The organism is Gordonia shandongensis DSM 45094 (assembly GCF_000423025.1).
Classification (GTDB): Bacteria; Actinomycetota; Actinomycetes; order Mycobacteriales; family Mycobacteriaceae; genus Gordonia; species Gordonia shandongensis.
In genome coordinates, this window is sequence record NZ_AUHE01000003.1 from 322,117 (window position 1) to 347,796 (window position 25,680).

The window sequence follows — 25,680 nt, forward strand, 5'->3', positions numbered from 1 at the left end:
CCACTGCCTTCTTTCCCTGCTGTCGTCTCACTGCTGTCGTTTATCGCTGCCGCCATCACGCGATGCGGTTGTCACTCGTCTGTCGTGTCGACGTCGCCGGCCACCGCCTTCTCTCGCCATATCCGCTGCGCCGTGGGGATCCATTCGGAGACCGCCGCCGGGTCGAGGAGGCGGGCGTGTCGGAAACTCGTCGACCACCAGTGGTCGATGGCCGTGAGATGGTGCGCCCATGCGCTCACGGCGGTCGGCGGGTGTGCGTGACTGTCACGGTTCGGTTCGGAGCCGATGATCGCCGTCGGGACGTCGAGCACACCGCGTGTTCCGTACGACAATGTGCGTTCACATCCCGCGTAGGACTCGAACATCGCCGCGAGGTCGTCGTCGGGCAGCGTCGTCACAGAGCGTGCATCGTCGGTCTGTCCGCCACCGCCGAACAAGGTTCGACGAACGAGGTCGGTACGCGAGACACCGGTCGGTGCTCCGGTCCGCAGTGCGAGATCGGTTTCGGCCCGATCGCGAGCATCCGTGACGGTCACTGGAGCGTCCGCGACCGCTACCGACGGGTAGGCGTCGATGATCGTCAACGACGCCACCCGTCGACCCCGAATCGTGAGCTCTCGGGCCGTCCAGTACGCCAGATGGCCGCCGTACGACCAGCCCAGAAGATCGAGGTCCCCGGCCGGATGCCGACTCTCCAGCAGATCCGCATAGGCGGCCGCCACGACCTCGGGTGGCCCTCCTGGTTCGGGTGCGGGCAGCCCGTAGAGACCCCACCCCGGCGGGACCCGATCCGCGAGAACCGCGTATGGGACCACGAGACCGAATCCTTCGGGGAAGCAGTAGACGGACCGGTCGGACGACGCGGCGACGAACTCGGTGAGCGGCGAGGCCTCCTGATCGGCGCGAGACACCTCGCCGCCGCTGTCCGCCCCGGTCACTCGCGCCGCGATCTCGCGGACCGTCATCCCGCTGAGCACGTCTCGCACCGTGACCGCTAGGTGTTCGGACATCGCGGCCTCCTTTCCGAGGACGTCGGCGAGACGCGAGACCAGGCGCATGATCGTCAGCGAGGTGCCACCCATGTCCCTGATCGGCTCCACGACGGAGACCTCGTGCACCCCGAGCAGTTCGGCGGTCACGTCGGCGACGATCGCCTCGGTCGCCGTCGCCGGAGGCACTCGACGGTCGACGGCGACCTCGACCACGGGAAGCGCGCGAACGTCGACCTTCCCGTTGACCGTCAACGGGATCTCGCCGATCGGGATGACGGCGGCGGGCACCATGTAGTCGGGGAGGGCCGTTCGCACGTGTGCGCGGACCGCTCCCGGATTCACCGTCCGACCGGCAGCGGGCACCACGAACGCTAGGAGTCTGCGCTGCCCCGCGCTGTCGAGTGGCGCGACCACTGCTGCGCGGGCCACGTCCCGGTGCGTCACGAGGGAATCGACGATCTCCGCGGGTTCGACGCGGTAACCCCGGATCTTGATCTGATCGTCGGTGCGTCCGAGATAGTCGAGAGCACCGTTGCCACGGCGTCGGACACGATCACCCGTCCGGTACATGCGTTCCCCCGCACCTCCCCACGGGCACGCGGGGAAACGTTCCGCGGTCAGACCGGGCCGCCCGTGATAGCCGCGGGCGATCCCGGCCCCGGCGAGATACAGTTCACCGATCACTCCGGCCGGCACGGGGTTGAGGCCGTCGTCCAGGACATACGCGCGGGTATTGGTGATCGGATGCCCCAGGGTGGGAGTCTCGCTGTCCGCGAGATCCGCGCCGAGCGCGTTGATCGTGTACTCCGTCGGACCGTAGAGGTTGTAGGACTCGACGCCAGGCGTGGTACGCAGCCGCGTCCACAGTGCATCGGGAACCGCCTCACCGCCGAGGGAGACGAACACCACTCCGCAATCCTCGGCCCGTCGTGATCGCCCCGCAGGACGATCACGATCCACCAGGCCCTGCTCCACGAGGACGTCGATGTACGACGGCGTCGAGTCGAAGCCGTCGATGCCCACCCTGTCGTAGTGCTCGAGCAGCTCTGCCGGCTCCTTCCGCAGGGTCTCGTCGATGATGTGGACGCAGTGGCCGTTCACGAGCCAGAACAGTTGCTCCCACGACGCGTCGAAAGAGAACGAGGTGGTGTGCGCGATCGCGAGGCGCCGGCCCTGCTGACCGGCCACCACCGGGTTGAAGATCGTCTCCACGTGGTTCACGTACATGTTCGTCAGTCCCCGATAGCCGACCGCGACGCCCTTCGGCCGTCCCGTGGAGCCGGAGGTGAAGATCAGGTATGCGAGATTGTCCATCCGGACCGGACCGCCCCGTTCGACGTCCCGCACGGGCGACGAGTCCATTCGGGCGATCTCGTCCACCACGACCTCGCTGTCGAGGAGGAGGCTGCGGTGTCCGACCACCAGTGACGGGTCCGACGATGAGGTCGAGATCACGATGCTCGGCGCCGACTCGCCCACGATGTACCGCGCACGCTCGAGCGGCAGATCGGGGTCGATCGGGACGTACGCCGCGCCGGCGGCGAAGACCGCGAACATCGCGATCACCATCCGCTCGTCACGCGGCAGGATCAGCGCCACCCGATGTTCGGGGCGGACCCCGCGGTCGATCATCACCCGCGCCAACCGATTGATCGCGCCGTGCAGCTGGCCGAACGTCAGACTCACATCACCGGCGACGAGTGCCGGCGCCTCGGGAGTCGCGGTCGCTTGCATCGCGAAGAGCCCCGCCACGGTGCGGTCGGGAACAGCCGCCGTCGTCTCATTCCATCGCCGCACCTCCGCGTCGAACTCGGCGGGCGCGATCGTCGTCACCGCACCGACGGCAACGTCGGGCGACTCGACCATGGTCGAGAGGACCCGCACGTACCGCTGCATCAGCTCATCGATCTGGGCTGCGGAGTACAGGTCGCCGCGATATGCGCATCGAAGGTGGATCCGGTTCCCCGGCATCGCCGAGATCGAGATCGGATAGTGGGTCGCGTCGTCGAGCACCCCTCCCGTCAGCCGGATGCCCCCGTTCGGTCCGACCGTCCGGTCGGTGCGCGCCACCGGATGGTTCTGGGTCACGAACAGGGTGTCGAAGAGCTGCGGGAGACCCGATCCGGCCGTGATGTCCGTGAGGCTGACGAACGGTACATCGATCACCTGGATCTGGGCGCGGTGCGTGGCGCGAACGAGTTGTTCGACCGACATCCACGGGGTGGAACGCACCCGCACCGGCACCGTGTTGAACAACAGCCCGACGATGCGGTCGGCGCCCGGAACCTCCGGTGGCCGTCCCGACACCGTGGCGCCGAACACGACATCCGTCGAACCGGTCAGCCGTGAGAGCGTCACACCCCATGCGACCCGGAGGACGGTGCTGGCTGTGCTGCCCGCTCGTCGTGCGAGATGCTCGACGGCCGCGCTGAGTTCGATCGGCAGGTCGGTGCGATAGTCCCGCGCCGAAGCCAAGTCGACCGTGCTGCCGACTGCGTCGGGCCGCAGGATCGTCGGTTCGGCGAGACCGGCGAGGTAGTCCGCCCACGCGCTCGCCGCGCGGGCGGTGTCCTGCCGCTGCAACCACATCGCATACTCGCGATACAGTGCGGGCCGCTCGAGGCCGGTGCCGTCGGGGTCGTCGTACAGCGCCAACAGCTCGTCGAGGACGATCTGGTACGACCATCCGTCGAGCAGCGCGTGTTCGAAGGTCATCGCCAGAACCCAGCCGTCGTCGCCGACCCGCACCGCCAGGAAGCGCACGAGCGGAGGCCGGTCGGAACGGAAGGACGTCTCGCGTTCGCGCTGCAAGAGGGCATCGACGTCCACGCCCGACCGGCCGTCGAGGACGCGGACAGGCACCTCGACCCGCTCCGGCACGACCTGCACGATGCCCCCGTCGATCATCGTGAAGCCCGCACGGAGGTTCGGATGGCGGACCAACAGTGTTCTCACCGCCGCTCGGAGACGTTCCTGCGACAGCCGTCCGCTGAAGTTCAGGCGCGCCTGCGAGACGTACGGGTCGGCGGCCCCGGTCTCTGCCGCCAGCTGCATGTGGAACAGCAGGCCCTGCTGCAGTCCGCTGGCCGGCATCACATCCGCCCAAGCGCCGAAGGTCGCCTCTACCTCGAGCAAGTCGGCGGCGCCGAGTCCCACCAGTGTGGGGCGGGCCGGATCGCGCACGGCGCGTTCGGCGGCCGCGCGGATGAGTTCGGCCTGTCCGGCCGGAGCCATGGCGGCCCGCGAGAGCGCTCGACCCACCCGGCGGGCATCGACAAGCTCTGCCGCCTCCGGTGTGCCGTCGACTCGCCAGCGAATGATGCGGGTGGTACGACCGGCTGTAGCGGTTCCCACGTGCACGGTCACCACCGTCGCGTATCCGTCGAGGGGTTGCGCGGCCGGCCGAGCATCCGTCTCATACCAGCGGATGAGCAGCCGGGCTCCCGAGCCGTCCCGACGGACCTCGGCCGCAACCGGCCGATCCGGAAGGCAGCCGGCCACCGCGGTGACGAGCGTGGCGTGGTCGGCGCCGGCCAGGCCGACGGGAATGACGACGGGATACCGCAGAGCCAACCGTCCCGGTGTCAATGCGGTGTCGTCGGTCCGCACGGACTGCTCGATGTCGATGACGAGGGCGTCGCGTGCACCCGTGACGACGGGGCCGCTGTGGCCGGCGATCCCCGAGATCACCGCAGCCACCACGGCGTCTCGGATCGACACGGCGCCGACCATGGAGCGTTCGACGCCCGCAGCGTGCTCGAGCGCCCGCCCTCCTGCCGTGCCGGGTCCTCTTGGACCGACGACGTTCTCGCCTCGACCGTCGGCGGACACCCGTGCAGCCACCTCATCGGCGGGGGTGGCCATCGCGACCCGGATGCGGCCGGGCGCGGTGGCGGCGGACTCCACGGCGGTTGCGAGCGCGTCGGCGAACACCGGGTCACAGCCCGTGACCACCAGTTCTGCGGCGCGGACGAGTCCGTCGTCCCCCATTTCAATGTCGAGTCCCCGATCGGATCCGGTCCCGACGCCTCCTGCCGCGCCGAACGAATCCCGAATGCGCAGTGCCGTTCCGTAGTCGAGAACGCGATCAATGCCGACAGGAGCCAAGGGGTCCTCGTCGACCCCGGCTGCCTCCTCGCGGGAGGCGCCGGTGGTCGGCACGTCGGCCACGATTGCCGCCAGGCACGCCCGGTGCGCCTGGCGGATACGCTCCACCGGCACCCCCGCCAGGTTCAGTCGACGGCGTTCGACGGACTCCGAACCGCGCCTCGACGCCGAGTCCGCGCTGGGGACGGTGAGGGTGACCATGTCGACTGCGTCGACCGCACCGCTGCTGCTCGCCACCGCAGTCAGATCGTCCACGCCGATGCCGGGGTCCGCGGCGAACGCCGATGCGGCCGCTACTATCCCGCAGAGCATTCCGTCGACGGTCTCGCCGGCGAACAGTTCCCGGGCATAATCGATGCCGATCGACCACGTCCCGTCCTCGTCCTCACCGAGCACGAACACCATCTCGAACTTGGCGACCGAGGCGTCCGGCGAACCCCCGAAGCGAGCGTGGACCTCCTCGCGATCGAGCCTCCGCAGTAGCGCGTCGCCCATGTCCATCGACTCGACGATGGACTGGTCGCGGTAGGCGATCATCACCTGGAACAGGGGCGACCGTCCGCCGAGACCACCCGGCCGGACGGCGTCGACCACGTTCTCGAAGGGCACCTGGCCGTGCTCGATCGCCGACAGACCGTCGTCGCGGATCCGATCCAGCGCCTCACCTGCGAGGGGGTTGCCCGCCAGATCCGTCGTCATCACGACTGTGTTCACGAAGTAGCCGACGACGTCGGCGAAGCCGTGGTCGGGACGGACGGACACAGGGCTGCCGAAGGGGACGACGTCGCCGGCACCGCGTCCGCGCAGCACCGCGGCGATCAGCAGTTGTGCCAGCATCAGCGGGCTCACCCGGAAGCGGCCGGCAAGAGCCCTCAGACCGCGGCTGGTCGCGGCGGGCAGAACGGCCCGTCGGGTCGCGACGGTGTGCCGCTCTCCGGGTCGCGGCGCACGCCTGTGGGGCAGTGCGGTCTCCGCCGGGAGGTCCGCGAGCCGTTCTCGCCAGAAGTCGACGTCGTCCCGGTATCGACCCGATTCGACGCGACGACGCTGAGCGATCGCGTGACTCTGATAGTCGAACCGCGTCGATTCCCGCGGCGCCTCCGCGGCTCCCGCAGAACGCCGACGATACGCGTCGACGAGCGTTCCGATCACCATCGGGAACGACGCCTCATCGGTGGCGATGTGATGACCGGCGAGAACCAGGAGGGCCGTCCCCTCGGCATGGAACACCCGCACGCGGAACGGCACGTGCGTCGCGAGGTCCATCGGTTCGGCCACGAAGCGGGCGATGGCATCGCCTGTCGCGTCTGCGGGCACATGAACCGCGTCTGCGAGCCGATCGAGGTCGACGTCGTCGACTGGAAGCGCACGCTGCCACAGCAGGTCGTCTCGCCACTCGAAAACGGTGCGAAGGACCGGGTGTTCCGCGACGACGTCGAGGGAGGCGCGACGCAGCACGGCGATGTCGATGTCGCCGTCGACTGCGAAGAGTGCGGCCACACGGTATGCCGAACCGTCATCGCCGGTCAGCTGGTCGGCCAGCCACAGTGACTGCTGTCCGAACGACGCGGGCGCCACACCGGGAGCACCGGGCGGCCTCGGGAAGCGATCGTCGACCGCATCCCGATCCCCCGAGTCCGTCTCTCCTGCTCCCGTAGCGCCCGCATCTCTATCGCTCGCCTCCGTAGACGCCGCGAGATGCTCCGCGAGCGTGATCGGCGTCGGATGGTCGAAGACATCACGCAGATCGGCATCGACGCCCCGCGCACGCAGCCGCGTGACGAGTCGGTTCGCGAGCAACGAATGCCCGCCCAACGAGAAGAAGTCGTCGGCGATGTCGACGTCCGCAATTCCGAGCACCGCCGCGAAGTCGGCTGCGAGCGCGTCCCCGGTCACCGGTCCGGTGGGTTCCGCCGCCCGACCGTGGGCTGGAATCGGCGTCCGGGAAGGCGTCGGCAACGCTCCGCGATCGAGCTTTCCGTTGCTGCCGCGAGGCAGTCGATCGACGACGACCACGGTCGCGGGAACAAGATGTCGTGGCAGTACGTCGGCGAGCTCACGCCTGATTCCGGACGCGCTGAGATGATCTCCGGACCGTGATGCAGTCACGTACCCCACCAGCACCGGTTCGCCGGCGAGGATCTCCCGGCAGTCCACGGCGGCCTCGGCGACGCCGTCGACGGCGACCAGTGCCGCCTCGACCTCGCCGGGTTCCACACGGATCCCGCGGATCGAGAGCTGACGGTCTGCACGACCGTGATAGCGCAGTCGACCTCCCTCATCGACGGAGACCAGGTCTCCGGTACGGAAGACGACCGCACCGCTGCCCCAAGGGTCTGCGACGAACCGCGTACCGGTCAGCGCGGCCGCATCGGCGTATCCGCGCGCCACCTGCGGTCCCCCGACATAGAGTTCTCCGGGCGTGCGCAACGGGACCGGTCTGAGCCAGTGGTCCAGGACTCTCGCGACGGCGCCGGGGACCAGCGTCCCCAGCGTGATCTCGGCATCGGGTCCGGTCAGTTCTGCGAATGCGACGTCACCGGCGACCTCGGTGGAACCGTACGAATTGATGATCACGGCGTCGGACTGCGCCCGCATGCGTCCGTACACGTCGGCGGAGAGCGCCTCCCCCGAGACAACCCATGTCCGGATCGACCCGAGAGCCCCGTCCGGGTATGTCATGTCTGGGTGAGTCATGTCTGGGTGAGTCACATCTGGGGTCCCGACGATCTCTGCGGCAACCGACGGGACGGTCGTGATCCGGTTGACTCCCGAAGTTCGGATCACATCGCGCAGCTCGGCTGGATCCGCCGCGGCCGCATCGTCGGCGACGACGATGCGTGAACCCGCGGCCACCCCGCTCAGCAGATCGGTGACCGCGTCGACGAACCCCGGCACCGACCGCAGGATCCGTACGTCCGGTTCGGCGGCTCGGTCGCCGACCGACCAGAGTCGCAGACCCCACGTCACACGGGCGGCGAGCGCACGATGCGACATCACCGTGAGCTTTGGCGGTCCGGTGGTTCCGGAGGTGAAGACGCCCACCGCGCCGCTCTCGGGGAGCACGGGCCAGTCCCGCGCCGAAACAGTTGCCGCACTCCCGGCGCCCGGACGATCCATCACGTGGACCGCGAACGTCGCGGGCACTCGGCCGACGTTCATCGCATCGGTGACCACCACCGCCGGGTCGGTCGCTGTCAACAGGGCCGTCACACGAGCATCGGGGTGCGCGGGATCGATCGGCACAAGCACGCCCGGAGATCGGAGGACGCCGCACGTCGCGATCACCGCGTCGATGCCTCGCGGCAGCAGTACCGCCACATGCGACTCCGGGCGCACACCGAGCGCGGTCAGTGCCTCGACCAGCTCATCGGCTCGTCGGCGAAGCTCGTCTCCGGAGAGCACGGATTCCCCGGCGATCACCGTCGCGGCTCCCTCGGCACCGTCGAGGAGGTCGACGACCGTCGTCGGCGTCGCCGTCGCCGGCGGCCCAGACCAGACCGTCGGTACCGTCTCGGGCGTCGCGAACACGGATTTCGGCATCGCGTGCGGGTCGGTCGCGATCGTTTCGAGAGCTTCGATCATCGACTCGACCAAGGCGGCGCCGAGTGCCTCCGGGACCCCCGCGGTAAAGGTGAGTTCGAGGTCCAGTCCCCCGGACGGCACCACGATCATCGTCACCGGGAACGCCGCTTCGTCCTCCACGCCGGCCATTCGTACCCGCAGGTCGGTGGCTCGATCGATGATCGGCGCCATCGGATAGTTCTCGAACACCATCAGGGTGTCGAACAGAATGTCGCGCCGAAGGTCTCCCAGGATCTCGGAGAGCGGTGCGGAACGGTGCTCGTGAAGCGCGGAGTTCCATGCGTGGAGCCTCGCTGCGACGTCGTCGACGGTCTCGTCCGGCCGCTGATCGACACGGACGGGCACCGTGTTGATCAGCAGACCGACGGCGTCGTCGATTCCCGGGATCTCCGGGGGACGCACCGCCACCGCGGTACCGAACACGACGTCGGCCGAGCCGGTGTGCCGTCCGAGCGTCAGAGCCCACGCAGTCTGCACGAGGGAGTTGATCGTGATGCCCGCGTCGCGTGCCCTGCTCGCGAGCGCCTCGGCGATCCCGGGGGCCACTGTGCCCGTCACCCGCCGTCGGCTGCGCTCACCGCCTGGTCGCGCCGGCGCTCGACCCGCCTCGGCGGGGACGACGATGGTCGGCCCCTCGAGCCCTTCGAGAGCTCGTGACCACGCACGACGGTCAGCCGCGCGGTCCCGTCGTTCCAGGTGCCGCAGATAATCCGCATATGGGATCGCCGCCGGAAGCCGTTCGCCACCTAGGAGGGCGAACAGTTCACGGATCAAGATCGGCATCGACCACCCGTCGAGAACCGCGTGGTGGTGCGTGACGACCAGGCGGTTCCGCTCGGCGCCGAGTCGGATGAGCAGGAAGCGGATCAGTTCGCCGCCGGCGGTGTCGAACCCGCGCGCTCGGTCGTCCGCGATGAGCCGATCCCGCTCCGCCTCATCTGCGGCGTCGAACTCCCTCCAGATCGCGACCGGGCGTTCCGGGACCACCGCCACCGGCCTCCCGTGCACCGTCACGGTGAATGTCGAGGCGAGATGGGGATGCCGAGCGAGCAGTCGGCTCGCTGCCTCCCTCAGGCGCAGCGCATCCAAGGGTCCATCGACGTCGACGAGCAGCTGAACGAGGTACGGGTCGTGATTGTCCCCCGTCGCCGAAAGGAGCCCCTCCTGGAGTGGAGTCGGCGCGAGAACGTCGGCGATCCCGGTGCTCCGCGACACGAGGTCGTCGAGTTCGTCCGGGGCCAGCGCGACGGTGATGTCTGAGGGGGTGAGACCGCCGATGCGCCCGTTACGACCGGCGTCGGCGATCGCGGCGACCGTTTCCTCGAATCGAGCCACGAGGTCGACGACGTCGCCGTCGGCGACGACCCCCGGCGCGTATCGGAACTGGACGTCCAGGGTCGGCTCATCGTGGTCCCCGGCCACCAGTGCGGCATTGATCTGGAGGGCGTGAGACATGCGCATCGACGGATCCATCGCGACCCCGAGCGTGCCGATTCCGTCGCCGGGTACCGGCAGGGCGCCCCACGGGCCTCCAACGCTCTCGGAATGCCTCCCGAGATAGTTGACCAGGAGTTCAGCGGCGACCACCCCCGGAGCCTCGCCGCCCTCGTCGACCCGGTAGCCGTAGCCGATCCCGCGGTGAGGCGCGTGACGCAAGGCTTCCTTCGCGGCCTTCACCACACTGTCGGCGCCCTCGAACCGGTCCTCCGACCACGGAGAGACGTCGACGCGAACCGGATACACGGTGGTGAACCATCCGACCGTCCGCGCGACGTCGTACGGGCGTCCGGTGACGTCGGCGAGCACGTCCGCCTCGCGTCCGTGCCCCTCCACGTCCAGGACGACCGCGCGGTCTCCGTCCGGTGAGAGGTCGGCCACGGCTCTCGCCGTTGCCGCGACGATCACGTCGTCCAGCCGACCGTGCACCGCCGGAACGACGATCTCGAGGATCGACCGGAGGTCAGCACCTCCGATACGGGACCACACGGTCCGAGATGCTGCGACTGTGTCGGCCGGGCCGAGATCGCGACGCACGATGCTCGCCCTGCCCGCCGACGCGAGGATCTGTTGCCATGCGGTCCGATCACCGGGTGCCAGGAGTGCGGCCACACGCCGCCGCTCGGCATTCCAGGTCCGCAGCGAGTGCCCACTCGATGGAACAGATCCCGTCCCCCGCTCGACCGCGGTTCGCAGGTCCTCGAGGATCACGGACCACGACACGCCGTCTACCGCGAGGTGGTGAGCGACCATCACCAGAACACCCGGACCGGCGCGGCCGGGGATCCAGCACGCTCGGAACATCCGCCCCACCGACGGGTTCAGCCAGCCGTACCCCGCCGTCACTGCGGCCGCCACGGCGTCATCTGCCTCCTGAGTCCCCATCCGGACCTCCTCGGCGATCACGAATCCGTCCGTGTCGTCGGCCTCGCGGACACCCGTGTCCGCCGTTTGTCGACGGGGTCGGATGCGAAGCCCCTCATCGACCGAACCGATCATCCGGAGGGCTCCGTGCGCCACCCGAAGGCCGGCAACCGCCCGCCTGAGAGCATCCGCGTCCACGTCCGCGGGGGTCGTCACCACAGTCGACTGGGCGAGGGACCGCGCGACCGACGACGACGTCGACCCCAACAGGTCGATCATGATCGGCGTCTCGATCAACGGCCCGACCGCGGCCTCCTCGGTCTCGCCGTCCGCACCCGGCGCCGTCGGATCCGCCCGTCGGGCCAGGTCGGCGACCGTCGGATACCGCAGGACGTCCGCCGTCCGGATGTGCCATCCGCGACGTCGAACCGCCGAGATCAGCCGCAGCGCGGAGATGCTGTCACCGCCCAGCCGGAAGAAGTCGTCGGCGACACCCACCCGACCGACGCCGAGGACTTCGGTGAATGCTCCCGCCAGCGCACGTTCGCAGTCGGTCGCCGCGTCGCCTCCCCGACCCGCACCGGTATCCCATTCGGGCTCCGGCAGGGCATTCCGATCGGTCTTTCCACTGGTGGTCGTGGGCAGTTCGTCGATCACCATCACCACCGCGGGCACGCCGTGGGCCGGCAGGGTCTCCGCGAGTCCCGTTCGCACCCGTTCGGCGTCCAGCGGATCGAGGCTTCCGGCTCGCGGCACCACGTAACCCACCACCCGGGGCCCGGCCACGGTGTCGACGATCCGTGCGACAGCGGCGCCCACGCCGGGATGACCGAGCAGCGCGGCCTCGATCTCTCCGAGCTCGATTCGCTGACCGTGGATCTTGACCTGGAAATCAGTCCGCCCCACGTAGTCCAGTCCCCCGTCTGGGCGTCGGATGACCACATCACCCGAACGGTAGAGTCTGGCACCCGCCCGGTGGGGATCGGCCACGAATCGTCCGGCCGTCAGCCCCGGACGCCCCAGATAGCCGGCGGCGACCTGACTCCCGCCGATGTACAGTTCGCCCTCCTCACCGATGGGGACCTCTCGCAACCAGCCGTCGAGTACGTGAACCGTCGTGTTCCAGATCGGATGTCCGATCGGCACACTGTCGCCGACGCCGTGGGCGGGCACCGCCGTCGCGGTCACATCGACGGCCGCCTCCGTCGGGCCGTACAGATTGTGGAGTTCGGCGGTCAGGTTCTCGTGAAATCGTCGGCAGAGTGCGCCGGGCAGCGGTTCACCGCTGCAGAGCACTCGCCGGACGCTTCGAATCGACGTCGAGGTCGGCTCGTCGAGAAACGCCGCGAGCATCGTCGGAACGAAATGGACGGTCGTCACCCGGTGCTCGTTCATCACCTCGACGAGGTATTCGGGATCGCGGTGTCCGCCGGGGCGCGCCATGACCAGTGAGGCACCGACCATCAGCGGCCAGAAGAACTCCCACACCGAAACGTCGAACCCCGCCGGTGTCTTCTGCAGAATCCGATCGTCGGCGTCGAGTGCGTACTCCGACTGCGCCCACCGGAGCCGGTTGACGACCGCACGGTGCGAGACCGCGACGCCCTTGGGACGCCCCGTGGACCCGGAGGTGAAGATGACGTACGCGATGTCCTCGGGGCGGACCGGACGACCTCGCTCGTCGTCGGACACCTCGACAGTCGAAGTCTCGTCGAGGGCCGACTGCACGGCGGGATCGTCGAGATTCAGGACGCCCAGATCACCGAACCAGTCAGCCGCGACGCCGTCGCTGACGATCAGAGCTGGATCTGCATCCTCGATGATCGCCTCGATGCGGGCCATCGGAAGCTCCTGGTCGACAGGCACGTAGGCCGCACCGATATGGACAGCTGCGTGCAGCGCGATGGGCAGGCGGCTGCTGCGCGGGAGGCAGACGGCGACCCGATGTCCGGGACGGATCCCGGCGCCCAGCAGATGGTGCGCCAGCGCATTGACCCGGGCCCGAAACGTCGCGTAGTCGAGTTCGGCGTCCTCGGCGATCACCGCTGGGAGGCCGCCGCTGCGGGCGGCGCAGTGCACGAGCAGATCGTCGAGGGTGTCGTCCTGCGGATGTTCGACCGCTGTTTCGTTCCACCGCCGAATGCTCGCGAACTCCGCGTCGGAGACCCGCGGAATCTGCGACACGGGAAGCCCATGCGCTCGCGGGGAACTCGCCTCGCTGAGGAATCGGACGAGTTCGCGGTCGATCGTCGCGAGATCGTCTGCGGAGTACCGCGCCGCGTCCGCGTCGATCGCGATGTCGAGGCCCCCGTCTCGCCCGGATCGTCGGCTCACCGTGATCGTCAATTCGCGGACGGGCCCGCGTGCGAGAGAGTGCACCCTTCCTTCAGTGCCGCCGAAATCGTGAACGTCGGTGAACGGTTTGATGTTCAGCCACACACCGGGTGCACTTCCGGACATCCGATCCACTCGCTCACCGCGGAGCTTCGAGTGCGCCGACAGTCCCGAGACGGCCTCGTGGACCTCACGCGTCAGGTCCACGAGGTCCCGGTCGGGACCGACGCCGAGATGCAGGGGAAGCACGTTCACCGCCATCGTCGGCACAGCGGCCGCAGCGGTGCCGAACCGGCTCATCACGGGGAAGCCGAACGCCGTGCGGATGCTCGTCTGCGCGCTGATTCGGCCGCCGACCTCCGCGGCCAGCAGCGCGGTCATGGCATCCACCCATCCGGCGCCCGCCTTCTCCGCCAGTCGGCTCGCCCCGGACACCACGTCGGGTCCGGCGGCAGTCGTCCGGGTCCTGATGTGCCGGACGGCCTGGTCCTCACCCGCACGCACCGACGCCGGGCGATGCCTACGGGCGAGCGTCTGCCTCCAATACCGTTCGTCGTCGGCCCGACGATCGGAGTCGATGTAGGCGGCCTCGTCAGCGAGAACGCGGTCGACGGCTCCGTACCAGGAGTCGGGAGCCCGCTCCCCGCACTCCGCGGCCGAATAGATCTGGGCCGTGCGACGCACGACGAGGTCGAGTCCATACGCGTCGAGCGCGATGTGGTGCGCGATCAGGAGGAGAAAGGTCAGTTCGTCCCCCACCTCTACCACGGTCGATTCCGCGACGGGGTCGGTCGACGGATCGATCGGTGTCGCCGCGCGCTCCCGCATCCACGCCAGGGCCGCCTGCCTCCCGGCCTCAACGTGCCGTCTCACCTCGGTGGTCGCGCCGGTACCCGACCATCGCCTCACCGAATCGCCGTCGACGCCGTAGGTCGAGAGCAGTCCGTCCGCTTCCGCGAGAGCCTCGGTCGCGGCCGCGACCAACGCACGGCGGTTCACCGGGCCCGGCAGTTCGACCGCATGGGCGACGACGAACGCCGCAGATCCCGGCACCAGGGTCTGACCGAACCAGATGGCCGACTGGGCTTCGGTCACAGGAAGGGCTCGAGTACTCGACACCGGTGACGGCATCACGTTCTCCTCAGTGTTGTCAGCGGGGACGGGTCCTCAGGGGGACGGGTTCTCAGGGGACGGGTTCTCAGGGGACGGGTTCTCAGGGGACGTCGTCAACGGGTGGCCAGCTGGCCCGAGGCCCCCGGAACCGGTGCCCCCGGGTCTGCGCCCAGTGCGACGATCCGATTGGCCGAGTCCACGTGCACGACCTTCGGCACGTGGCCGCGCCGCTCACCGTCGGTCATCTGGACATAGGACATGATGATGATGAGGTCACCGGGGTCCACCAGATGCGCTGCGGCCCCGTTGATGCAGATCACGCCCGAGTCGGCGGGACCGGTGATCGCATACGTCTCCAGACGGGCACCGTTCGTGATGTCCACGATGTGGACGAGTTCGCCCTCCACGAGGTCCGCGGCCGCCATCAGGGACCCGTCGATCGTGACCGACCCGACGTAGTGCAAGTCGGCCTGCGTGACCGTCGCGCGGTGAATCTTCCCGTTGACCAATGTTCTCTTCATGCTCTCTCCTCACCGTTCATGTGCTCGCTCCCGGATCCGGTCGCGCGTCCGATCCCGGCCGCCGTGGCTCGAGGCGGGATCACCGGGTACCGGCCGTTTCTCGGCTCGACGCCGCCGCCGACCCGGCTCGGTCTTCCGAGTCGTCGCAACCTTCGCAACCGCGGAGGTCGCCGATCAGGGTCGACAGGATCTCGCCGGCTCGGACCGCCGCATTCGACAGGAGCGTGGATGCGAGCCCGTGTGTCGCCTCGGTCGCGCCCTGGACATATAGGCCCGGAATCGCCTCGCCGTCGATCACCTGCCGGTACTGTCGGTCGACCGTCGAACCACTCGGTACGGCACCCGATACCTCCAGCAGCTTCTCGGCCCCCACGGACTCGAATCCCGTCGCACAGACGACCGCCGTGTACCGACGTTCGTCGAGAACTCCGGTCAACCGGGACCGCAGGGTCACGGCGACGCCGTCCTCGTCGGCACACGCGTCGAGCACGGCGGTCGCCGGCAGCATGTACAGGCGACGACGACCGACGACCTTCTCGCGATACTCGATCGCGTAGAGCTCGTTGATGAGGTCCAGGTCGACGCAGGCGTAGTTCGTCGTGCTGTGCCTCATCATGAGCTCCGCACGAATCTCCGGCGGTGCGTTGTAGAAGTCGTCGACGGCATCGGGATCGAAGACCCGGTTCGCATACGGGCTGTCGTCGGCCGGCTGGAATCCGTACCCGTTGAACGCGCACTCGACGATCGCCGACCGGAACGTCGTATGCAGGTGCCGCGCGACCTCCGCAGCGCTCTGTCCCCCGCCGACCACGAGGAACCGATCCGGTTCGGGATGCCGAGGGAGGGCCTCGAGGCGAGTGAGGAGTTCATGATTGTGGAACAGGCGTGGACCGCGCGTCGCCCACCGCGGCAGACGCTGGCTCAGGCCCGCCGCGACGACCACCGACCGTGCGTGCACCGTCCGGCGTCCGTCGGGACCGGACACATGAACGGCGAAACGCGCACCGTCCGGCTGTCTGGTCAGCCGAGTCAGGCCCATGACCTCCGTTCCGTACAGAATGGTCGAGTCGACCCGTTCCGAGATCCACCGCAGATAGTCGGTGAACTCCACGCGCGTCGGGAAGAACGTCTGCTGATTGACGAAGTCGACGATCCGTCCCCGGTCCTTCAGGTAGGCCAGAAAGCTGAACGGGCTCTGCGGGTTTCGCAGAGTGACCAGGTCCTTGAGGAACGCGATCTGCATCGTCGCGCCCTCCAGAAGCATGTCCGGATGCCACCCGAAGTCGACCTCGCGTTCGAAAACGGTCATGGCCAGCGGTCCACCGATACGCCGCTGCTCGTCGAGACGATTGTGTTCGTCGAGGGCGGCGGCCAGAGCAAGGTTCGCGGGGCCCGCACCGACCCCGACGAGATCGACGGTGCGCAGGTCCGGGTGCGGGGCATTCGGAGCATGAGAGGTTGAGGTTCGGGACGTCGGATTTCGGGATTCGTCACACATGGTCTTCCTCGGTCGGCTGTCGGATGCGGGCTCACGCGGGGTCATCGGCGGACGGATTCGATCAGTGAGAACGGCCCCAGCACGGCCCGCAGCTTGTTCTCCGTCTCGGCGAACTCGGCGTCCGGATCGGAGTGCGCCACGATCCCGCCGCCGGCGAACGCGCGCAACGAGGTCCGATCGACGCCCACCTCGGCGCACCGGATCGCGACGCGCCAGTGGCCGTCACCCCGAGAGTTCGTCCATCCGACAGCACCCGCATAGAACCGTCGTTCCCCTTCGAACGACGCGATCGCCTTCGCCGCAGACTGTTTGGGAACCCCGCAGACAGCAGCGGTCGGGTGCAGAGCCAACGCCAGATCGAGTGCCGTGACGGACGAATCGTTGACGCGTCCTTCGATCCTCGTTCCGAGGTGCCACACCGGACCTGCGCGGGTTACCGATGGCTCCGCGGGAATCTCCAGGTCACAGCACACCGGTGCGAGCGCCGTGGCGATCTCGTCGACGACATATGCGTGTTCCTCCCTGTCCTTCGCCGAATCGAACAGTCCGTCCGGCTCCGCCGCGGTCCCGGCGTACGGATGGCAGCTGACTCGGTCGCCGTGACGTTCCACCAGCACCTCGGGACTCGACCCCACCAGCCACGGCGATGCGGGGTCGCCGCCGGCGAGGGCCACGCCGAAGGCATTGCCTCGGTCGTCCCGCGAACGCAGCGCCGCCACCAGATCCAGCGGTCGCACCGGTGCCGCCGACTCGAAGTCGACCGCGCGAGCCAGGACTACCTTTCGCAGTTCCCCGGACCCGATCAGCGCGACAGCGCGGCGCACGCGGTCGAGGTGTTCCCCAGGCTCAGGGACCTCGGCCACCTGTCGCAGCGGCGGAAGCGGCCGAACCTCCGGAAGATGTCCGCCACGCCCGAGCACGGACGGCGCCGTCAGCGCGGCACGGTCGGCCAGGTCGAAGGGCAGCGCACCGACCACGGCATCGACGTCACGCGCACGCAACGCGTCCGCCGCGACGTGCGGATCGTCGTATCTGGCCTCGACCCCGGAGGCGGTCACGATGCCTCGACGGTCGGCCAGGACGAAGTGCGGATCATCGCTCGACGTGGTCACCGAAGCGCCTCACGGACCGCGACGGTCGTCTCGACTCGACCGCACCGGGTCGCCACGTAGTCCATCGCGCGGGCGTGATCGGCTTCCGAGAAGTCGGCGACGGCATCGCGGACCACGTGCGGCCGAACGTCTCGCATGAAGGCGTCGAGAGCGGTCGTCATCACCCCGATGTGGGCGTAGACGCCGACGATGATGAGTTGATCGCGTCCCCACATCCGCATCCGCTCCGCCAGGTCTGATCGGGCGAAGGCGCTGTATCGCCATTTGACGAGACGAATGTCGTCGTCGGCCGGGGTGAGGTCGTCGATGATCCGCTCATCGGACGCGGCCAGCCCCGGCCCCCAGAAGTCCGTGAGCAACGCGCGCTCCACCGGATCCTGATCCCCGGGTTGCGCGGTGTACACCACCGGCACTCCTCGAGCGCGGGCATCGGCCCGCACGGACGCGATGTTCGGGATCACCGTCCGCAACGGTTCCGATTCCCGGTCGAAGGCGCGTACGAAGTGGTCCTGCATGTCGTGGATGAGCAGTACCGCCCGGTCCGGGTCGATCGACCAATCGACGACGTCGACGCACTCGCGTCGCGGAATGTCATAGACAACGCTTTCGGGCAGGCTCATCGCTTCTCCTCATCCCGTCGGGACACCATGTCGGCCACTGCGCGCCGCAGGTCGCGGCGGCTGATCTTTCCGACGCCCGTGGTGGGGAACTCCTCCACGATCTCCACGCGGTCGGGCACCTTGTAGTCGGCGACGCCGCGACCCCGGACGAACGCCCTCACGTCGGGGAGGGAGGGCGCCGGTGCGTCGGCGAGGATCACCGCACACGTTCGCTCGCCGAGGAATCGGTCGGCGACCGGGACCACCACCGCGTCGACCACCGACGGATGGGCGATCAGATGATTCTCGACCTCCTCCGCGGCGATCTTCTCTCCCCCACGGTTGATCTGGTCCTTCGCGCGCCCTTCGACGACGAGGTGGCCGCTGGGTAGACGACGGACGATGTCACCGGTGCGGTAGAAGCCGTCGACATCGAACGACTCGGCATCCACCCCACCGAGGTAGCCGCGGATCGTGTACGGGCCGCGGGTGTGCAGATGTCCCGGCTCACCGTCAGCGACCGGGGCACCGTCGTCGTCGAGAATCCGTATCTCGTCGGCGGGAGAGATCGGCCGCCCCTGGGTGCCGCACACGATCTCGTCCGGGTCATCGTCGCGGGTGTAGTTGACGAGCCCCTCGGCCATCCCGAAGACCTGTTGCAGCCGACATCCGAGAACGGGCCCGACCCGACCGGCCGCCTCCGCGGGAAACTTAGCGCCGCCGACCTGAAGCACCCGCAGACTGGACAGGTCCGCCGATGAATCGGGCCGCGCCTGCAACCACAGCATGGCCATCGGCGGCACCAGCGAGGTCATCGTGACACGTTCCCGTTCGATCAGCGGGAAAGCGCTGTAGGGCGTCGGCTCCAGGCCGAGGACAACCGTGCCGCCACTTGAGAGGACACCCAGAATTCCGGGGCTGCTCATCGGAAAATTGTGCGCCGCCGGAAGAACCACGAGGTACCGAGTGTCCGGCCCCAGGCCGCAGATCGCAGCGGACTCCCGTACCGAATACAGGTAATCCGCGTGGCTCCGGGGAATCAGTTTCGGCACTCCGGTGGTTCCGCCGGACAGTTGGAGGAAGGCCAACGACTCGGCGGCGACCTCGACCGGGCCGCCACCGGTTTCTCCAGGTACATGGCCGATGGGGCCGTCGTCGACGACGATCACCTCGATCGGGCTCTCGCTCGCGACCTCCGCGGCGAGCGACCGATGGTCGAATGCACCGATGCGCGCGGTCGTGATGAGCACCGTCGCCTCCGAGACGCGAACGAAGTGGAGCAGTTCACTGCGCCGATGAGCGGGCAACGCGAAGACCGGGATCGCTCCGATTCGGAAGAGAGCGAACAGCACGGTGACGTAGTCGACGATGTTCGGCAGTTGCAGCACCACACGCTGTCCCCGGCCGATCCCGCGCGCCCGCAGTCCGCACGCGACCGTCGCGGCCGCGTTGTCGAGTTCGATGTACGTCATCCGTACCGGTCGCCCCGCATGATCGACTCCGACCAGCGCCTCGGCGTCGCCGAAGCGGCGTGCGGACTCCGGCAGCATTCCAGCGAGAGTGTCCTCCGTCCAGTAGCCGGCGGCCCGGTATCGCCGTGCGACGTCGGAGGGAAAGAGGGTGGGCGGTCGGCGGGTCATACGGTTGCACCTCCGTCGACGGTGAGCACCTGGGCGGTGATGTGACGGGCAGCCGATGACAGCAGGAATTCGATGGTCGCCGCGACGTCGTCCGGGGCGGCCATGCGCCCCAGCGGGATGCCTAGCCGATGCCGACCGAGGTCGCCGACGATCGCCGACTCCGCGGCATCGAGGCCACCGAAGGCCTCCTGCATCGGGGTGTCGGTTGACCCCGGCGCCACCACGTTGATCCGAACGCCGGCGACCGCGGTCTCCAGTGCGAGTGTGAGTGCGAGATTGTGCACCGCGGCTTTGGAAGCTCCATAGACGCCCAGACCGGTCCGCGGCCCGTTGCCCGCGTTGGATCCCACCACGACGATCGACCCCGCACGCCGCTCCACCATCCGGCGGACGGCGGTGGTCATCACGACGAACGCCCCGGTGAGGTTCACCGTCAGCGCCGTCGCCCAATCCGCTGCCGTGGCCTCCACGACCGGTCCGGTCACCAGGGTGCCCGCGCAGTGAGCCAACCGGTCGATCGGCCCGGTGGCGTCCTCGGCCTCCGCCAGCGCGGCACGTACGCCGACCTCGTCGGTGACGTCTACGAGATGGGTGGTCGGTCTGCCTCCCGCGGACGCGACCGCCCGCTCGGTTGCCGCCAGGCCGTCCGGGTCCCGGTCGAGCAGCGATACCGGCCCTCGGCTCGCGAGTCGAAGCGCCGTCGCAGCGCCGATGCCCGATCCCGCTCCGGTGACGACGGAGTGGGCCGTGTCGGCTTCGGTTCCCGTCGGTCGCGAGGACTCCGCGAACCCGGATAAGGTCCTGACCAACGCTGGACTCTCCTGTGACTCGTCGACGACATCTCGATCCGCCCGAAGGCGCACACACAGGGTAGGCATACCTAATGTAGGTAAGTCTACCCATCCTTGTTGTGTCGCCCGCCACAGTCACAATCCGCGTACACATTCGGAGACACGCCGAGACACAGGATGTTGTGCTCCTGGGGACTGTCAGACCCAAGCGGTAGGGTTGAGGCGTTCCATTCGATCACCCTTCTGCAACGCGAGGTGTCATGTCTGAGTTAGCCCAGAGTCCTGCCGACGGAGCGCCGGTCAAGCTGGTGAGCCGGGTGTCGGCCATCAACTGGAACCGGGTCGTCGACGACAAGGACGCGGAGGTCTGGGACCGCCTGACCGGTAACTTCTGGCTGCCCGAGAAGGTCCCCGTCTCGAACGACATCCAGTCGTGGGGCACCCTGACCGAATACGAGAAGGTCCTCACCATGAGGGTCTTCACGGGTCTGACCCTGCTCGACACCATCCAGGGCACCGTCGGCGCCATCTCGCTGATCCCCGACGCGCTGACGCAGCACGAAGAGGCGGTACTGACGAACATCGCGTTCATGGAGTCGGTGCACGCCAAGAGCTACAGCCAGATCTTCTCCACTCTCTGCTCCACCAAGGAGATCGACGAGGCCTTCCGCTGGTCGGAGGAGAACGAGCATCTGCAGCGCAAGGCGCAGATCATCATGGACTACTACCGGGGCGACGACCCGCTCAAGCGGAAGGTGGCCTCCACCCTCCTGGAGTCGTTCCTGTTCTACTCCGGCTTCTACCTGCCGATGTACTGGTCGTCGCGGGCGAAGCTGACGAACACCGCGGACATGATCCGTCTGATCATCCGCGACGAGGCCGTGCACGGCTACTACATCGGCTACAAGTACCAGCGCGGCCTCGAGGTGGAGACCCCCGAACGCCGCCAGGAGCTCAAGGACTACACCTTCGAGCTGCTCTACGAGCTGTACGACAACGAGACCGACTACACCGAGGCGCTCTACGACGAGGTCGGACTCTCCGAGGACGTCAAGAAGTTCCTGCGGTACAACGCCAACAAGGCTTTGATGAACCTCGGCTACGAAGCCATGTTCCCCAAGGACGAGACCGACGTGAACCCGGCGATCCTGTCGGCCCTCTCGCCGAACGCCGACGAGAACCACGACTTCTTCTCGGGGTCGGGCAGCTCGTACGTGATCGGCAAGGCCGAGAACACCGAGGACGACGACTGGGACTTCTGATCCCGGCCTGACGGCGAGCAGAGACGCCCGCACCCGCAGTCCCCGCGGGTGCGGGCGTCGTCGTCGCCGCGAAGGACACCGCCCGACGACGGCCCTCCTGACACCGACCCCGATCGAGAACGGCCCCGATCTCCGTACGGAGATCGGGGCCGTTCGTCACGTGTCGCCGCCGACGACACTCACAGCATGCAGCTGACGCAACCCTCCACTTCGGTGCCTTCGAGGGCCATCTGGCGGAGTCGGATGTAGTACAGCGTCTTGATGCCCTTGCGCCACGCGTAGATCTGCGCCTTGTTCACGTCACGCGTCGACGCGGTGTCCTTGAAGAACAGCGTCAGGCTCAACCCCTGGTCGACGTGCTGCGTGGCGGCCGCGTACGTGTCGATGATCTTCTCGTAGCCGATCTCGTACGCATCCTCGTAGTATTCGAGGTTGTCGTTCGTCAGGTACGGCGCCGGGTAGTAGACGCGCCCGATCTTGCCTTCCTTCCGGATCTCGATCTTCGAGGCGACCGGGTGGATCGAACTGGTCGAGTGGTTGATGTAGCTGATCGACCCGGTCGGCGGCACGGCCTGCAGGTTCTGGTTGTAGATGCCGTGCTCCTGGACCGACGCCTTCAACTCCCGCCAGTCGTCCTGGGTCGGGATCGCGATACCGGCGTCGGCGAACAGGGCGCGGACCCTCTCGGTCGCCGGCTCCCACACCTGATCGGTGTACTTGTCGAAGTACTCACCGCTCGCGTACTTGCTCTTCTCGAAGCCCGCGAACGCCGCACCGCGCTCCTTGGCGATCGCGTTCGACGCGCGGATCGCGTGGTAGACGACGGTGTAGAAGTACATGTTCGTGAAGTCGACACCCTCGTCGCTGCCGTAGAAGATCCGTTCACGCGCCAGGTAGCCGTGCAGGTTCATCTGGCCGAGACCGATCGCGTGCCCCTCGTCATTGGCGCGCTTGATCGACGGGACCGACTCGATCGAGGTCTGATCGGCCACCGCGGTGAGCCCGCGGATCGCGGTCTCGATGCTCTGCCCGAAGTCGGGGGAATCCATCGTCTTGGCGATGTTCATCGACCCGAGGTTGCACGAGATGTCACGGCCGACGTGCGAGTACGACAGGTCCTCGTTGAACTCCGACGGCGTCGAGACCTGCAGGATCTCCGAGCACAGGTTGGAGTGGGTCACCTTGCCGTCGATCGGGTTGGCGCGGTTCACCGTGTCCTCGAACATGATGTACGGGTAGCCCGACTCGAACTGCAGCTCGGCGAGCGTCTGGAAGAACTCGCGAGCCTTGATCTTGGTCTTGCGGATCCGCTTGTCCTCGACCATCTCGTCGTACTTGTCCGAGACGTTGACGTCCGCGAACGGCACACCGTAGACGCGCTCCACGTCGTACGGGCTGAACAGGTACATGTCGTCGTTGTTCTTCGCGAGCTTGAAGGTGATGTCGGGGATCACCACGCCGAGCGACAGGGTCTTGATCCGGATCTTCTCGTCGGCGTTCTCACGCTTCGTGTCGAGGAACCGGTAGATGTCCGGGTGGTGCGCGTGCAGGTACACGGCGCCGGCGCCCTGACGCGCGCCGAGCTGGTTGGCGTAGCTGAAGGAGTCCTCCAGCAGCTTCATGATCGGGATGACGCCCGAGCTCTGGTTCTCGATCCGCTTGATCGGGGCGCCGTGCTCGCGGACGTTGCTCAGCAGGAGGGCGACGCCGCCGCCGCGCTTGGACAGCTGCAGCGCCGAGTTGATCGACCGGCCGATCGACTCCATGTTGTCCTCGATGCGCAGCAGGAAGCACGAGACCGGCTCACCGCGCTGCTTCTTGCCCGAGTTCAGGAACGTCGGCGTCGCCGGCTGGAAGCGGCCGTCGATGATCTCGTCGACCAGGTGCCGAGCCAGGGCGGTGTCGCCCGCGGCGAGGGTGAGGGCCACCATGCAGACGCGATCCTCGAAACGCTCCAGGTACCGCTTCCCGTCGAACGTCTTGAGGGTGTAGCTCGTGTAGTACTTGAACGCGCCGAGGAACGTCGGGAACCGGAACTTCTTCCCGTAGGCATGACTGAACAGCAGTTTCACGAACTCGCGGTCGTACTGGTCGAGGACCTCGACCTCGTAGTAGTTCTCCTTGACCAGGTAGTCGAGCTTCTCGTCGAGGTCGTGGAAGAAGACCGTGTTCTGGTTGACGTGCTGCAGGAAGTACTGCCGCGCAGCCTCGCGATCCTTGTCGAACTGGATCTTCCCGTCGGCGTCGTACAGGTTCAGCATCGCGTTGAGCGCGTGATAGTCGAGGTCGCCAGGATTGTGCCCGGCCGGCGAGGAATGCACCCCCGACACGCTCGCCGAGACGGTGTTTTCGCTGACTGGAAGTGCGGTGGTCGACACTGCTTCTCCTGATGTTGAACTGAAGAGATGTACTGCTGGCGCAGATGCACTGCTGGTGAGAACGTCTGCTGATGACATGTGGTGTTGGGTGGGGCGGGAGCCGGACGTGTCCGGCACCCGTCACGCCGCTTGTCGGGTGAACTGCGGGCTGGCGGCGAACTCCGCGAGACCCTCGCGGACACGCTCGACGTCGTCGACGGTCCCCATCAACTCGAACCGGTACAGGTACGGGACCTGGCACTTGTACGAGACGATGTCGCCGGCCTTGCAGAACTCTTCGCCGAAGTTCGTGTTGCCGGCGGCGATCACTCCGCGGATGAGCGATCGATTGTGTTCGACGTTGAGGAACTTGATGACCTGTTTGGGGACGTACCCGCCACCGGCGTGCGCGGTGACCTTCCCCGCGTCGCTGATCTTGCCGCCCCCGTAGGTCGGCGTGATCAACACGTAGGGCTCATCGACGCGGAACGACGACGTGCGGTCGATGAGAGGAATGCGGAGGGCTCGAAGTCCGAGCTTCTCGACGAAGCGGTGGGTGTACTCCGAGACCGAAGAGAAGTAGACGATCAACGGTGGTGCGGCGCCCTCGGCGACCACCCCGCCGGCGGCCGACCGGACGGTGTCCGGCTCGGCGGCATCGGTTCGAGCGGCCATCGGTGCACCCGCTCAGGCTGCCGCGGACGCGAGCGACTTGATGCGGTCCGGACGGAAGCCCGACCAGTGATCGTCCCCGACGACGACGACGGGAGCCTGCAGGTAGCCGAGTGCCATCACGTAGTCACGAGCCTCGTCGTCCTGGCTGATGTCAACGACGTCGTACTCCAGGCCGGCCTTGTCGAGCGCCTTGTAGGTCGCGTTGCACTGAACGCAGGCGGGCTTGGTGTAAACGGTGATGGCCATCTGTGTGCTCCCTTGAGATGAAACGATCCGCTGCTGACTGTTGTGTTTCTACCGACCGGTTCTTGCGGGTTCCGCACCGAACGACATCCCTGTAAGTAGTTCGTGTGCCGTCCGCCCCCCGGACGTTTCAAACACTACACCTTGTGCCTCCCCTTTTTCTAGACCACAAGAACTTGTGAATAACATTCGTGAAAGTCGCAGGTCGCGCGCTCGTTGTCCACAGGCCGATCGGCGTGTCTCGGCGTGTTGGGCGTGTCGCATCGACCCCCTTCTGCAGCGGTCTCCCCCAGTGAACACCCGGGGTCCGACATCGACGGCGGACAGCCGCTCCGACCCCAGGTTCATCCCGGTGCAGGCGGTGTCGGTGGCGTCGGTGGTTCTGGTGGTGTCGGTGGTGGGTCGGGGTCCGTGGTCGGGAGGAGTTCGGCGTGGTGGATGGTGTTGATCTGCCACCGGTGTGGTCCGCCGGTGCCTGTTGTGGTTGGTG

The 25,680-nt window shown here is 67.6% G+C and carries 11 protein-coding genes; 1 reads left to right on the forward strand and 10 read right to left on the reverse strand.

Annotated elements, in window-relative coordinates:
* Positions 1 to 71: 71 nt before the first annotated feature.
* The 7 genes from G528_RS0106675 to G528_RS16655 all read right to left on the reverse strand — a co-directional run bounded on the left by G528_RS0106675 (position 72) and on the right by G528_RS16655 (position 20,671).
* Positions 72 to 14,474, reverse strand: a complete 14,403-nt coding sequence (locus tag G528_RS0106675; RefSeq protein WP_026918300.1) for a non-ribosomal peptide synthetase — start codon at positions 14,472 to 14,474, stop codon at positions 72 to 74.
* 131 nt (positions 14,475 to 14,605) lie between these two features.
* A complete protein-coding gene (panD, locus tag G528_RS0106680; protein ID WP_026918301.1) occupies positions 14,606 to 15,013 on the reverse strand; it encodes an aspartate 1-decarboxylase in 408 nt (135 codons plus the stop codon).
* 79 nt (positions 15,014 to 15,092) lie between these two features.
* Positions 15,093 to 16,439 (reverse strand): lysine N(6)-hydroxylase/L-ornithine N(5)-oxygenase family protein, encoded by a 1,347-nt coding sequence (locus G528_RS0106685; RefSeq protein WP_026918302.1) that lies wholly within the window; start codon positions 16,437 to 16,439, stop codon positions 15,093 to 15,095.
* Positions 16,440 to 16,552: 113 nt separating this feature from the next.
* The gene (locus G528_RS0106690; protein WP_026918303.1) at positions 16,553 to 17,623 is read right to left on the reverse strand and encodes an isochorismate synthase; all 1,071 of its coding nucleotides are present in this window, start codon (positions 17,621 to 17,623) and stop codon (positions 16,553 to 16,555) included.
* Complete coding sequence (locus G528_RS16650; RefSeq protein ID WP_035719123.1) at positions 17,620 to 18,243, reverse strand: isochorismatase family protein; 624 nt, start codon at positions 18,241 to 18,243, stop codon at positions 17,620 to 17,622. The genes G528_RS0106690 and G528_RS16650 overlap by 4 nt, the downstream gene beginning before the upstream one ends.
* Positions 18,240 to 19,862 (reverse strand): (2,3-dihydroxybenzoyl)adenylate synthase, encoded by a 1,623-nt coding sequence (locus G528_RS0106700; RefSeq protein ID WP_026918304.1) that lies wholly within the window; start codon positions 19,860 to 19,862, stop codon positions 18,240 to 18,242. Before G528_RS0106700 ends, G528_RS16650 begins: the two co-directional genes overlap by 4 nt.
* Positions 19,859 to 20,671 (reverse strand): SDR family oxidoreductase, encoded by an 813-nt coding sequence (locus G528_RS16655; RefSeq protein WP_281170339.1) that lies wholly within the window; start codon positions 20,669 to 20,671, stop codon positions 19,859 to 19,861. The genes G528_RS0106700 and G528_RS16655 overlap by 4 nt, the downstream gene beginning before the upstream one ends.
* A 242-nt stretch (positions 20,672 to 20,913) precedes the next feature.
* On the opposite strand from G528_RS16655, the gene nrdF reads away from it, so the two are divergent.
* Complete coding sequence (gene nrdF, locus G528_RS0106710; protein WP_026918305.1) at positions 20,914 to 21,915, forward strand: class 1b ribonucleoside-diphosphate reductase subunit beta; 1,002 nt, start codon at positions 20,914 to 20,916, stop codon at positions 21,913 to 21,915.
* 179 nt (positions 21,916 to 22,094) lie between these two features.
* Here the strand turns inward: nrdF and nrdE are convergent, their stop codons facing one another.
* The 3 genes from nrdE to nrdH all read right to left on the reverse strand — a co-directional run bounded on the left by nrdE (position 22,095) and on the right by nrdH (position 25,193).
* Entirely contained in the window at positions 22,095 to 24,293 is a 2,199-nt protein-coding gene (gene nrdE, locus G528_RS0106715) for a class 1b ribonucleoside-diphosphate reductase subunit alpha (RefSeq protein WP_026918306.1), read from the reverse strand.
* A gap of 120 nt (positions 24,294 to 24,413) precedes the next feature.
* Entirely contained in the window at positions 24,414 to 24,947 is a 534-nt protein-coding gene (nrdI, locus tag G528_RS0106720) for a class Ib ribonucleoside-diphosphate reductase assembly flavoprotein NrdI (RefSeq protein ID WP_051198389.1), read from the reverse strand.
* 12 nt (positions 24,948 to 24,959) lie between these two features.
* A complete protein-coding gene (gene nrdH / locus G528_RS0106725; RefSeq protein ID WP_026918308.1) occupies positions 24,960 to 25,193 on the reverse strand; it encodes a glutaredoxin-like protein NrdH in 234 nt (77 codons plus the stop codon).
* Between the last annotated feature and the right edge of the window lie 487 nt (positions 25,194 to 25,680).

Excerpts from the sequence above, each read along its gene's own strand:
- panD (WP_026918301.1), bottom strand. The coding sequence starts at position 15,013 with ATGAAGAGAACATTGGTCAACGGGAAGATTCACCGCGCGACGGTCACG.
- G528_RS16650 (WP_035719123.1), bottom strand. The coding sequence starts at position 18,243 with ATGAGCCTGCCCGAAAGCGTTGTCTATGACATTCCGCGACGCGAGTGC.
- G528_RS0106700 (WP_026918304.1), bottom strand. The coding sequence starts at position 19,862 with ATGACCCGCCGACCGCCCACCCTCTTTCCCTCCGACGTCGCACGGCGA.
- nrdF (WP_026918305.1), top strand. The coding sequence starts at position 20,914 with ATGTCTGAGTTAGCCCAGAGTCCTGCCGACGGAGCGCCGGTCAAGCTG.
- nrdI (WP_051198389.1), bottom strand. The coding sequence starts at position 24,947 with ATGGCCGCTCGAACCGATGCCGCCGAGCCGGACACCGTCCGGTCGGCC.
- nrdH (WP_026918308.1), bottom strand. The coding sequence starts at position 25,193 with ATGGCCATCACCGTTTACACCAAGCCCGCCTGCGTTCAGTGCAACGCG.